The following is a 12,610-nucleotide window of genomic DNA, read 5'->3' as shown; positions in this document are numbered from 1 at the left end:
ATCGCGGGAGCGGCGCGGTGCTTCAGTCCGCCGTGCCGGCGCGCAGTGCCTGGGTTTGCGCGGCATCGAGGCGGCCGCTGGCCGGATCGACCACCGCGCGGTAGTGCCGGCGCACGAAGTCGGCCGAGAGCTTGTGGTCCCAGACGTCGCGCTCGATCTCTTGCGCGGGGCGCAGCAGCGGATCGCCGAAGCCACCGCCACCGGGTTGCGTGTGCGTCACCACGCTGCCTCTTGCAATGCGCATGCCAACCTTGCTCGCGAGCTCGATGGTTTCACCGTCGTGCTGCAGCCGATTCGAGGCCGACTTCGCGGGCAGGCCGCCCTGCAGGCCGTAGGGCTGGAACTTCATGCGGTCGGCGCGCAGCTGCAGCAGCACGTCGTCGGCCAGCACGCGGTAGCTGCGCCGGATGCCGAGGCCGCCGCGGTAGCGGCCGGCACCGCAGGAGTCGGGCTCGAGCTCGTAGGCCTCGACGCGCACCGGATGCTGCGCCTCCAGCGTTTCCACCGGCGTGTTCGAGAGGTTCTGCGAGGCATTGGTGATCGCCTCGATGCCGTCGGAACCGGGGCGGCCGCCCCAGGCGCCGCAGATCATGTCGACGATGATGTAGCCGCTGCCGTCGTCCTTCTTGCCCGAGAGGCAGACCACGGTGTTGCCGCCCTCGCCCGCGGCGGGAATGCGGTCGGGCACCACCTGGGCCAGCGCGCCGAGCATCGCGTCGAACACGCGGTAGCCGGTGAGCGCGCGCGCCGCGACCGCGGCCGGCTCGATCGGGTTGAGCACGGTGCCTTCGGGCACGTGCACCTCGATGCAGCGGAACACGCCGGCGTTGTTCGGCACGTCGCCCTTCAATGCGCAGCGCACGCTGAGGTAGGTGCAGGACTTGGTGTACGACAGCGTCGAGTTGATCGCCGCGCGCACCTGCGGCGAGGAGCCGGTGTAGTCGACGCTGACGCGGTCCTCGTGCACCGTGAGCGCGACGCGGATCGGGATCGGCTCGGGCGAGAGGCCGTCGTCGTCGATGAAGTCCTCGAAGTGGAAGGTGCCCTTGGGCCAGCGGCGGATCTCCTCGCGCGTGAGCCGCTCGGCATAGTCGAGCAGTTCGGCGAAGTAGCGCCGCGCGTCGTCGCGGCCATAGCGGTCGAACAGCGCCGTGAGCTCGCGCACGCCCACCTGCGAGGCCGCGTACTGCGCGCGCAGGTCGCCGAGCACGCGGTCGGGCACGCGCACGTTCTGCGCGATCACGCGCTCCATGATGTCGTTGACCGTGCCGCGTTCGTAGAGCTTGACCACCGGGATGCGCAGGCCTTCCTGGTAGACCTCGGTCGAGTCGCTGGCGTTCGAGCCGGGCACGCGGCCGCCCACGTCGGTGTGGTGGCAGATGACGACGCAGAAGCCCTCGAGCTCCTCGCGGTAGAAGAAGGGCACGAACATGAAGATGTCCGGCAGGTGCATGCCGCCCTGGTAGGGATCGTTGACGATCACCGCGTCGCCCGGCGCGAGCGCATCGCCGTAGCGCTTGCGCACCTCGGCCATGGCCTCGGGGATGGCGCCCAGGTGCAGCGCGATGGTCTTGGCCTGCGCGATCATCTGGCCGTGGCGGTCGCAGATCGCGGCCGAGTAGTCCATCACGTCCTTGACGATCTCCGAGCGCGCGGTGCGCAGCACGGTGTAGGCCACTTCGTCGACGATGGAATCCATCGCGTTCTTGACCACCGCGAAGGTGATCGGGTCGATGGCGCGGTTCATGCCGGTATCTCCTGGAGGTCGATGACGATGTTGCCGATGGCATCGGCGCGCGCGCTGCAGTGCGGCGGCACGACGATGGTGGTGTCGTAGGACTCGACGATCAGCGGCCCCTGCACCGGCGCGGCACCGAGGCTGGCGCGCGGGACCACGGGCGTCGAAGCGGGCGCCTCGCCGGGCGCGAAGCTCACGAGGCGTTCGCCCTGCGTGCCCTGCAGCGCGGTCGCGTCGACGCGGCACTTGGCGAAGTCGAGCCGGAAGTCGCTGCGGCCATGGGCGCTGACGCGCAGGTTGACCAGCTCGAGCGGCTCGTCGCTGCTGTAGCCGAAGGTCTGCTGGTAGAGCGCATGGAAGTCGCGCGCCAGTTGCTCGAGCACGGCCGTGTCGAGCGTGCCCGCGGGCAGCGCCACGGTGAGTTCCGAGCTCTGGCCGAGGTAGCGCAGGTCGGCGAAGCGCTCCACGCGCACCGCGTCGGCCGCGTAGCCTTCGGAGGCCAGCACCGTGAAGCCCTGGTCGGCGAGCACCGCGGTGGCGCGTGCCAGCGCGGCCGGTTCGCAATCGGCCAGCGGGCGCAGCACCGCCTTCACGAAGTTGTGCTCGGCGTCGGCCGAGAGCATGCCGGCCGAGCAGAAGACGCCGGCCATGATCGGTGCGATCACTCGGCGGATGCCGAGCAGCCGCGCCACCGCCACCGCATGCAGCGGGCCGCCGCCGCCGAAGGCGATCATCGACATGTCGCGCGGATCGCGGCCGCGCTCCACCGTCACCGCGCGGATCGCGCGCGCCATGTTCACGTTGGCGACCTGGCGGATGCCGTGCGCCGCGGCGAGGCGGTCGAGCTTCAGCGGCCCGGCCACGTGGGCATCGATCGCCCGCGCCGACAGCTCGGGCGAGACCGGCAGGCTGCCGCCCGCGAGCGCTTGCGGATTGAGGTAGCCGAGCACCATGTTGGCGTCGGTCACGGTCGGGCGCTCGTTGCCGTTGCCATAGCAGGCCGGACCCGGCGAGGCACCGGCCGATTCGGGGCCGACGCACAGCAGGCCGCCGCCGTCGATCCAGGCGATCGAGCCGCCGCCCGCGCCCACCTCGGCGATGTCGATCGCGGGCACCTTGAGCACGTAGCCGCCGCCCTTGACGAAGCGGCTCGGCGCGCTGATGCCGTCGCGGAACTCGTACTCGTTGGTCAGCGAGGGCTGGCCGCCGACGATGACCGAGGCCTTGGCGGTGGTGCCGCCCATGTCGAAGACGATCAGGTCGTCGTCGCCGCCCATCGCGCCGATGCGCGCGGCGCCGGCCACGCCGCCCGCCGGGCCCGAGGCCACGGCGAACACCGGCTTCTCGGTCGCGGAGGCGATGCCCATCATGCCGCCGTTGGAGGCCATCACCTGCAGCGAGGCATCGACGCCCATGTCGCGCAGGTCCTTCTTCAGGCGCGCGAGATAGGTCTTCATCGCGGGCAGGATGTAGGCGTTGACCACCGTCGTGCTGGTGCGCTCGTACTCCTTGATCTCGGGCAGCACCTCGCACGACACGCTCAGCAGCAGCTCGGGAAAGCGCGCCTGCAGCGCGGCCTTGGCCTGGAGCTCGTGCGCCGGGTTGATGTAGCTGTTGAGGAAGCACAGCGCGACCGCGTTCACGCCGTCGGCCACCAGCTCGCCGGCCTGCTCGAGCAGGTGCTCGACGTCGAGCGGCACGACCACCTCGCCGCGCGAGCCCATGCGCTCGCGCACGCCGCGGCGCCAGCGGCGCGTGGCCAGCGGCTGCGGCTTCTGCCAGCCGAGATCGAACATGGTGGGCGTGCGGATGCGGCCGATCTCCAGCACGTCGCGGAAGCCCTCGGTGGTGAGCACGCCGGTGTTGGCGCCGACCTTCTGCAGGATGGTGTTCGACGCGGTGGTGGTGCCGTGCACGATCTCGGCGATGTCTCCCGGCGCGATGCCGGCCTGGTCGATCAATGCGCGCAAGCCGTTGACGATGGCCTTGCCGAGGTCCTCCGGCGTGGTGGACGTCTTGTTGACGAAGAGCCGGCCGTCGGGCATCGCGAGCACGATATCGGTGAAGGTTCCTCCGATATCGCATCCGACGCGCACGCCTTTGCTTCGCTGTGGTGCAGAACCCATTGTGATGCTCCGTTCTAGCGGGGTTGGACGATAATGGGACCAGCCTTAACTAACTAACTGGCTAGTACCATTGAGGGCGAAATATAGGAGCCGTGACCGCACGGTGTCAACCTTTGTTTTGCATCTTTTTCGCGCCCGCGCCGGAAGTAGACTCGCGGCCTCGGTGGTGCCTCGCCGACATCAGGACCCATGACACACGACACAAAGACGCCCAAGCCGCGGCAGCGCAATGCCGTGGCAACGCGAGACCGGATCTTGAAGATCGCGAGCAAGGAGTTCGCCGCGCACGGCTACGACGGCGCGCGCATCGACGCGATCGTGGCCCGCTGCAAGATCAGCAAGAACCTCGTCTATCACTACTTCGACAGCAAGGAGGCGCTGTTCATCGAGGTGATGGAGCGCGCCTACGGCGCGATGCGCGAACGCCAGAACGAGCTCGCGCTCACGGGCGAGGACCCGGTGCGCGACATGCGCGAGCTGGTCGAGAAGACGGTGCAGCACTTCATCGACCAGCCCGAGTTCCACCAGCTGCTGTCGACCGAGAACCTGCACAAGGCGGTGCACATCCGCAAGTCGAAGGTGATCTCGGAGATGTTCAACCCGCTGCGCACCGCGCTGTCGACCATCCTCGAATCGGGCAAGCAGAAGGGCGTGTTCCGCCGCGATGCCGACTGGGTCGACCTCTATGTCTCGATCTCGGGCCTGGGCTCGTACTTCATCACCAACCGCTACACGCTCTCGTACGTGCTCGACGTCGACCTCGGCGCGGCGGACCGCCAGCAGTCGCGGCTCAGGCACGCCTCGGACATGGTGATCAGCTACCTCTGCGACCGCAGCGGCGAAGCCGCATGAGGTCCGCTCAGATCATCGCCAGCGCCGTCTTGCGCTTCGGCGGCGGATGCAGCCGGTCGAGCTTCGCGAGCACGCCGGCATCGAGCGCCAACGAGGCCGCCGCGAAGTTCTCCTTCAGATGCGCGCTGCCCACCGCCTTCGGAATCGCCGCCACGCCCGGCCGCGCGATGACCGCGGCCAGCGCGAGCTGGGCCGCGCTCACGCCCAGCTCCGCCGCGAGTTCGGCGAGCCCCTCGTCGCCGGCCAGCGCGCCCTGGTCGATCGGGCTGTAGGCCATCAGCGGGATGCCGCGCTCGCGCTGCCAGGGCAGCAGGCTGAACTCGGGACCGCGCTCGCCGAGCGACAGGTAGACCTGGTTCGCCGCGCACGCGGGGCCGCCCTGCCCCAGCGGCGCCAGCTCCTCCATGTCGTCGGTGTCGAAGTTGCTCACGCCCCAGCGCGCGATGCGCCCGCGCGCCACCAGCGCCTGCAGGGCGTCGACGGTCTCGGCCAGCGGATGGCTGCCGCGCCAGTGCAGCAGGTAGAGGTCGATGGCATCGAGGCCCAGGCGCTTCAGGCTGCGCTCGCAGGCCTCGGGCGTGCCGCGCCGGCTCGCGTTGTGCGGATAGACCTTGCTGACGATGAAGAGCTCGTCGCGCCGCACCTCGCTGGCGCGCAGCGCCTCGGCCACGGCCTGGCCCACCACGGTCTCGGCGCCGCCCTCGCCGTACATCTCGGCGGTGTCGATCAGCCGGTAACCGAGCGCGATGGCCTCGCGCACCGCGGCCACCTCGGCCTGGCGGCGGCCCGCGGCCTCGCCCATGCGCCAGGTGCCCAGCCCGAGCACGGGCATCTCGTTGCCGTTGCCGGCGCCTTGGGGAAAGGAGAGTGTTCGCATCGGGCCATGCTAGCGCCGGCCGAATGCCACACGCGGACTACTTGAATTCCTCGGCCGCGATGCCGAGCTTGCGCAGCTTGTCGAACAGGGTCTGGCGCGCGATGCCCAGGGCGCCCGCGGTGGCCGGCTGGTCGCCCTGGTGCTGGCGCAGCGCCTCGACGATGACGGCGCGCTCGAAGGCCTCCACCTGCTGCGGCAGGGCCTGCGGCAGCACCTCCTCGTCGCTCGCGCGCAGCAGCGTGAGCCGCTCGCCGAGCAGGCCCAGCACGAAGCGGTCGGCCACGTTGCGCAGCTCGCGCACGTTGCCGGGCCAGGCATAGGCCATCAGGTCGGCGAGCTGGGCATGGCTGGGCACCGGCGCGGGCCGGTCGTATTTCTTCGCGGCCTGCAGCGTGAAATGCTCGAACAGGAGCGGGATGTCCTCGCGCCGCTCACGCAGCGGCGGCAGCTCGATGAACGCCACGCCGATGCGGTAGTAGAGGTCGGCGCGGAATTTCTGCCGGTCGCTCAGCGCCTTCAGGTCCTCCTTGCTCGCGGCCACCACGCGGCAATCGAAGGGGATCGGCTTGTTCGAGCCGATGCGCTCGATGCTGCGCTCCTGCAGCGCGCGCAGCAGCTTGATCTGCACCGCCATCGGCATGCTCTCGATCTCGTCGAGGAACAGGGTGCCGCCGCTCGCGTATTCGAACTTGCCCACGCGCGTACGGTTGGCGCTGGTGAAGGCGCCGGCCTCGTGGCCGAACAGTTCGCTCTCGGCCAGCGCCTCGGGCAGGCCGCCGCAGTTCAGCGGCACGAAGTGCTCGCGCCGCCGCTCGCTGTGGTCGTGCAGGCAGCGCGCCACCATCTCCTTGCCGGTGCCGGTCTCGCCGTAGATCAGCACGTCGGCCGAGGTGCCGGCCAGGGTCATCACATTGCGCCGCACCCGCTGCATCTGGGCCGAGCGGCCGATCAGCACCGACTGGATGCCGTTCCAGTTGTCGAGCGCCTCGCGCAGGCTGCGCACCTGCAGCGCCAGCTGCCGCCGCTCGATCGCATGCCGCACGATGGCCACCAGCCGCTCGGTGGTGAAGGGCTTCTCGATGAAGTCGTAGGCGCCGTCGCGCATCGCCGCCACCGCCATCGCGATGTGGCCATGGCCCGTGACCAGGATCACCGGCAGCTCGGGATCGATGCCGCGCACCTCCACCAGCCACTCGGTGCCGCTCATGCGCGGCAGCCGCACGTCGCACACCACCACCGCGGGCACGCCGAAGGCGATGTGCGGCCGCACCCGCTCCACGCTCGCGAAGGCCTCGACCTCGAAGCCCGCCAGGCTCAGCATCTGCGCGGTGCTCAGGCGCACGTCGTCGTCGTCTTCGACGAGCAGCACGCGGATGGCGGAGGCTTCGTTGGCGGGCGGTGGTGTCATGGGTGGGCGTGGGGGCTGGCGGCCGGCAGGTCGACGACGAAGTATGCCCCGCCGCCCTCCCGGTTGTCCGCCCGCAGGCCGCCGTTCATGGCGCGCACGAGCTGCGCGCACAGCACGAGGCCGAGCCCCAGCCCCGAACCCGCGGGCTTGGTGGTGACGAAGGGCTCGAACAGCTTCGGCACCACGTCGTCGCGGATGCCGGGCCCGGTGTCGCTCACGGTCAGCACCGCGCGGCCGTCCTCGCTGAGCCGCCCCTGCAGGCGCAGCACGCGCTGCGGCATGTGCTCCATGGCCTCGATCGCGTTGCGCATCAGGTTCACCAGCACGCTGCCGAGCGCGGCCTCGTCGGCCATCACGGCGAGCTGCGGCGGCTCGATGTCGACCTCGACCTGCACGCCGTGCTTCTGCTCGGCGCCGGCGACGATCACGCGCGCATCGTCGATCGCGGCGGCCAGCGCCACGGGCGAGGGCCCGAGCTGGTTCTTGTGCGAGAAGGTCTTGAGCTGCGCGGTCAGCCGCGCGAGCCGGTCGACCATGTCGCGGATGCGCTTGAGGTTGCCGCGCACCTCGTCGTGGCGCTCGTGGTCGAGCAGGATGGCCGCGCTCTCCGACAGCGTGCGCATCGCGGTCAGCGGCTGGTTGAGTTCGTGCGCGAGGCCGGCCGACATCTGGCCCAGCGCGGCCATCTTGCCGGCCTGCACCAGCTCGTCCTGCGCGGCGCGCAGCTGCGCGGTGCGCGCCGCCACCATCGACTCGAGGCCGTCGTGCGCGGCCTGCAGCGCGGCCTGGTTGGCGAGCTTCTGGCGCTCGGCGCGGCGGCGCTGCCACAGCGTCACGCCCAGCAGCAGCAGCGCGACCATGCCGAGCGCGGCGGTCATCGCGGCATTGCGCGCGGCCACGCGCAGCGGCGCCATGTCGTCGAGCGTGAGCAACTGCCACGGCGCGTTGCGCAGGGTACGGCTGGCGACGAGCCGGTCGGCGCCCTCCACGCGGATCAGCTGCACGCCCGGCGCCAGCGCCTCCAGCCGCTGCCAGCGCAGCGGCGCGAGCGCGGCCTCGCCATAGGGCCGCGAGCGCAGCACCTCGGCGCGCTGCAGCGCGTCGAGCGGCAGCAGCGGCCGGAACTTGAGGTCGTCGCGCGTGGCGAGGATCACCACGCCGCGCTGGTCGACCACCACCACGTCGCCCGGCAGCTTGCGCCACGCGGCCTCGTTGTCCTCGAGGTTGATCTTCACCGTGACCACGCCGGGCACGGAGCGCTCGCGGCGCAGCGCGTACGAGAGGTAGTAGCCGGGCCGGCGGCTCGTGATGCCCACGCCGTAGAAGCGCCCGCGCCCCTGGGCCAGCGCATCGATCATGTAGGGCCGGAACTCGTAGTGCTGGCCCAGCGTGGTGCCGGGCCGGTCCCAGTCGGAGGCCGCGAGCGAGGTGCCGCCGGCATCGAGCACGTAGAGCATCTCGGCGCGCGCGGTGGCGTTCACGCCCGCGAGGTAGCGGTTGGCGGCGTCGCGCAGCGAGGCGTCGGCCGGCGCGTTCAGCAGCGCGGGCACCACCGGCGTCATCTCGAGCAGCGCGGGCAGGTAGTCGAAGCGCGTGAGCTCGGCGTCGAGCCCGGTGGCGACCATGTCGAGCCGGTGCTCGGCGGCCTCGCGCAATCGCGCCAGGCCGGCCTGCATGGAGAGGTGGTGGCCGACCAGGGCGGACAGCGCCACCAGCACGAGCGCGGCGCACCAGCGCACCACCGCGCGCCGGGTGCGGGGACGGAAGGTCACGGTGGAAGTCTCCATGGAAGGGCGCGCCGCTCCGGTTCGATTCTGGGGCGCAGGTTAATGCAGATTGCGAAGCCGCAAGGCAGGACGCCCGCGCGAGGCGGGCGTCCGAGGAAAGACCGGCGCGAACGCCGGCCCCGATCAGCGCCCGCTGCCCGCGGGCATGTGCGCTTCCTTGGCGTCGAGCACCAGCTCGGGCTCGTCGGCCTCGGCGCCGCTGCCCTGGTTCAGCTGGCTGGTCAGGCGCTCGGTGTCGAGGTCGCCGGTCCACTTCGCGACCACCATGGTGGCCACGCCGTTGCCGATCAGGTTGGTCAGCGCGCGCGCTTCCGACATGAAGCGGTCGATGCCCAGGATCAGCGCCAGGCCCGCCACCGGCACGTGGCCCACGGCCGAGAGCGTGGCCGCCAGCACGATGAAGCCGCTGCCGGTCACGCCGGCCGCGCCCTTCGAGGTCAGCAGCAGCACCAGCAGCAGCGTGATCTGCTGGGTGATCGACATCGGCGTGTTGGTGGCCTGGGCGATGAACACCGCGGCCATGGTCAGGTAGATCGAGGTGCCGTCGAGGTTGAACGAGTAGCCGGTGGGAATCACCAGGCCGACCACCGACTTCTTGGCGCCGAGGTTCTCCATCTTGGCCATCATGCGCGGCAGCGCGGCCTCGCTCGAGGAGGTGCCCAGCACGATCAGCAGCTCTTCCTTGATGTACTTGATGAACTTCCAGATGCTGAAGCCGTGCGCGCGCGCGATCGCGCCGAGCACCACGAAGATGAAGAACAGGCAGGTGGCGTAGAAGGTCGCCATCAGCGCGCCGAGCTGCACCAGCGAGCCCACGCCGTACTTGCCGATGGTGAAGGCCATCGCGCCGAAGGCACCGATCGGGGCCACCTTCATGATGTAGCCGACGATGGTGAACAGCACGTGCGAGAACTTCTCGATGAAGTCGAACACCAGCGTGCCGCGGCCGCCGAAGCGGTGCAGCGCGAAGCCGAACATCACGGCGAAAAGCAGCACCTGCAGGATCTCGCCCTTGGCGAAGGCATCGACCACGGTGGTCGGGATCACGTTGAGCAGGAACTCGGTGGTCGAGGCCATTTTGCCCGGGCCGGTGTAGGCCGCGATCGACTTGGCGTCGAGCTGGCTCGGGTCCACGTTCATGCCGTGGCCGGGCTGCACGATGTTGATGATGACCAGGCCGACGATCAGCGCGATGGTGCTGACGATCTCGAAGTACAAGAGCGCGAGGCCGCCGGTCTTGCCGACCTTCTTCATGTCCTCCATGCCGGCGATGCCGACCACCACCGTGCAGAAGATGATCGGCGCGATGATCATCTTGATCAGCTTGATGAAGCCGTCGCCCAGCGGCTTCATCGCGGCGCCGGTGTCGGGATAGAAGTGGCCGAGCAGCACGCCGATGACGATGGCGGTGATGACCTGGAAGTACAGCGATCTGTAGAAGGGCTTGGGGGCGGATGCGGATACGTGGTCCACGGGAAATCTCCTTGAGGCCGGGGGCCGGCCGGGGCTGAACACTGGGATGGAAAGGGGTGCGCCCGACGGGCGCGGTCGGACGGGGTCAGCGCGCCGGCGCGCCGCCGCTCGGAGCGGGGCGTGCTGGCGAAGGGGGCCGCAAGGCCGGTCGGCTGAGGGTCATGGTTGTCTCCTGGGCTCGTTGTCGCCGGCTGCGCCGTCCGAAAAGGCGGCGCCGGCAGTGCAGAACACAGAGCAACGCACATGCCAGTCGAAACGGCACGTGAACCCGACTCAAGTCATTGATTTCATTGAAGAAAATCAGGGGCCAACGAGACCCCGCGCCGCGCTTCCGGACGCGGCCCGCGCGGGCCGTCCGGCGTTTCGGACGCACCCTTCAGGGAAAACCCTAGGCGCTGAATTCCGCGCGCAGCCCGCGCACCACCTGCTCGACCGTGGCCAGCCCGGCCACGCCGCCGACCGAATGCCCGGCGCTCCACAGGTCGGCCCAGCGCTGGATCACGGCGCCTTCGGAGCCGCCGCCGAAGCGCTGGCGCGCCTCCTGCACCGACACCGTCTCGTCGAGCGCCGCCGGATCGAGCCCGGCGTTCACCACCGAGGGACGCAGGAAGTTGGCCGGCAGGCCGGTGAAGGCGCGCGTGGTCATCACGTCGTCGAGCGAGCTCGCGGCCAGCATCTTCTTGTAGGGCACCGAGGCTAGGCTCTCTTCGGTGGCGATGAAGCGCGTGCCCATCGAGCCCAGGTCGCAGCCCAGCACGGTGGCCGCGCGCAGCGCCACGCCGTCGGGCAGGCCGCCGGCCAGCACCAGCGGGCCGTCGAAGAAGGCGCGCACCGCGCGCACGAAGGCGAAGGGATTGGCCCAGCCGGTGTGGCCGCCCGCGCCCGCGGTCAGCAGCACCAGGCCGTCGGCGCCGGCCTCGATGGCGCGCTCGGCATGGTGCACCGAGGCCACGTCGGCCAGCACCAGGCAGCCGCCGTCGTGCAGCGCGGGGATCACCGCCGCGGGCGAGCCCACGCTGGTGATCACGAGTTCGGCGCGATGGCGCACGATCAGCTCGACCTCGGCGCGCACGCGTGCCGGGTCGCGCCGCATGATCAGGTTGGGGCACCAGGGCGCATGCGCGGTGCCGGCATCGCGCGCCGCGGCCGCCTCGTCGTTGAGCCGCGCCATCCAGCCCGCGAAGGCCTCGAGCGATTCCGCATTGGCGGTCGGAAAGGCACCGACCACGCCGGCGCGGCAGGCGGCCGACACCAGTTCGATGCCCGACACCCGCAGCATCGGCGCGGCGATCGCGGGCACCGCCAGGCGGTCGAGGAAAGGCAGGCGCTGCGTCATGAGGGCTCCGATGCGGGGGACACGAGGGAAGGCAGGCGCGCGAGCGAGGCCCGCGCCTGCGCCAGCAGCTCGGCCACGATGGCCGCCAGCGGCTCGATGCGCCGCGCGAAGGCGATAGCCGGCCCGAGCGACACCATGCCGCGCTGCCAGTCGCCCTGCGCATAGCAGTGGTCGCGCGTCTGGCGGCCGTCGATCAGCGCGCCGAAGGCGGCGTGGTCGGCCGCGCCGGCGCGTTCGATCGCCTCGACCTCAAGCGCGGTCTCATTGCGCAGCACGCGCCAGGTGTTGCCCAGCGTGTGCAGCAGCCGCACGGTGGACTGCTCGTCGCAGTCGAGCAGGTGGCGCTTGTAGGCCGGATGGGTGGCGATCTCCTCGGCCACCAGGAAGCGGCTGCCGATCAGCACGCCGTCGAGCCCCTGCGCGAGCACGGCCGCGAGCTGGCGCCCATGGCCGATGCCGCCGGCCAGCACCACGGGCACGCGCAGTTGCTCGGCCGCCAGCGCGCCCAGCAGCATGGTCGGCAGCTCGTTGGCGCCCGGATGGCCGCCCTCCTCCATGCCGACCAGCGCCACCGCGTCGGCGCCCGCGCGCTCGGCCGCGAGCGCATGGCGCAGGCCCGGCGCCTTGTGGATCACCACCGCGCCGGCCGCGTGCAAGGTGCCGATCAGCTCGCCGGGCGCATAGCCCGCGGTCTCGAAGTGGCGCACGCCATGCGCGAGCGCGATCTCCATCCAGCGCCGCACCGCCGTGTTGGCCTCGGGCCGCTTCGAGAGCGTGAGGTTCACGCCGAAGGGACGCCCGCGCGTGAGTTCGCGGCACTGCACGAGCGCGGCCGCGAAGGCCGTGTCGTCGGCGAAGGAGCGCGGCGTGACGAAGCCCATGCAGCCGGCATTGACCAGCGCGGCCACGTAGCGCGCGTCGGAGAGCCACATCAGCCCGCCGCCGAGGATCGGATGGTCGATCCCGAACAGCTCGGTGATGCGGGTGCAAAAGAGCGGTGCCGTCATGGCCGC

9 protein-coding genes are annotated in these 12,610 nt (G+C 70.7%); 1 reads left to right on the top strand and 8 read right to left on the bottom strand.

The window, feature by feature from the left end; genetic code table 11:
• Window positions 1–22 precede the first annotated feature (22 nt).
• A complete protein-coding gene (locus KV106_RS14135) occupies window positions 23–1,747 on the bottom strand; it encodes a hydantoinase B/oxoprolinase family protein (RefSeq protein WP_261210782.1) in 1,725 nt (574 codons plus the stop codon).
• Window positions 1,744–3,864, bottom strand: a complete 2,121-nt coding sequence (locus tag KV106_RS14130) for a hydantoinase/oxoprolinase family protein (RefSeq protein WP_093340531.1) — start codon at window positions 3,862–3,864, stop codon at window positions 1,744–1,746. Before KV106_RS14130 ends, KV106_RS14135 begins: the two co-directional genes overlap by 4 nt.
• Before the next feature lie 189 nt (window positions 3,865–4,053).
• Here KV106_RS14130 and KV106_RS14125 point away from each other — a divergent pair, with 189 nt between their 5' ends.
• Window positions 4,054–4,716 (top strand): TetR/AcrR family transcriptional regulator, encoded by a 663-nt coding sequence (locus KV106_RS14125; RefSeq protein ID WP_261210781.1) that lies wholly within the window; start codon window positions 4,054–4,056, stop codon window positions 4,714–4,716.
• A 7-nt stretch (window positions 4,717–4,723) separates the two neighbouring features.
• Here KV106_RS14125 and KV106_RS14120 read toward each other — a convergent pair whose 3' ends face one another.
• From KV106_RS14120 to KV106_RS14095, 6 genes are all read right to left on the bottom strand, one after another.
• Window positions 4,724–5,593, bottom strand: a complete 870-nt coding sequence (locus tag KV106_RS14120) for an aldo/keto reductase (RefSeq protein WP_261210780.1) — start codon at window positions 5,591–5,593, stop codon at window positions 4,724–4,726.
• Window positions 5,594–5,630: 37 nt separating this feature from the next.
• Window positions 5,631–7,001 (bottom strand): sigma-54-dependent transcriptional regulator, encoded by a 1,371-nt coding sequence (locus KV106_RS14115; protein ID WP_057591532.1) that lies wholly within the window; start codon window positions 6,999–7,001, stop codon window positions 5,631–5,633.
• Window positions 6,998–8,773 carry a sensor histidine kinase gene (locus KV106_RS14110; RefSeq protein WP_261210779.1) on the bottom strand — a complete coding sequence of 592 codons (1,776 nt, stop codon included), beginning with the start codon at window positions 8,771–8,773 and terminating at the stop codon, window positions 6,998–7,000. Before KV106_RS14110 ends, KV106_RS14115 begins: the two co-directional genes overlap by 4 nt.
• Window positions 8,774–8,911: 138 nt before the next feature.
• Window positions 8,912–10,261 (bottom strand): dicarboxylate/amino acid:cation symporter, encoded by a 1,350-nt coding sequence (locus tag KV106_RS14105; protein ID WP_057591534.1) that lies wholly within the window; start codon window positions 10,259–10,261, stop codon window positions 8,912–8,914.
• 388 nt (window positions 10,262–10,649) lie between these two features.
• Entirely contained in the window at window positions 10,650–11,597 is a 948-nt protein-coding gene (locus tag KV106_RS14100; protein WP_261210778.1) for an NAD(P)H-dependent flavin oxidoreductase, read from the bottom strand.
• Entirely contained in the window at window positions 11,594–12,604 is a 1,011-nt protein-coding gene (locus KV106_RS14095) for an NAD(P)H-dependent flavin oxidoreductase (protein ID WP_261210777.1), read from the bottom strand. Before KV106_RS14095 ends, KV106_RS14100 begins: the two co-directional genes overlap by 4 nt.
• Window positions 12,605–12,610 lie beyond the last annotated feature (6 nt).

The sequence above is a fragment of the Variovorax endophyticus genome, from assembly GCF_025376855.1.
In the GTDB taxonomy this organism is placed as follows: domain Bacteria; phylum Pseudomonadota; class Gammaproteobacteria; order Burkholderiales; family Burkholderiaceae_C; genus Variovorax.
This window is presented reverse-complemented; position numbering and strand designations above follow the sequence as displayed.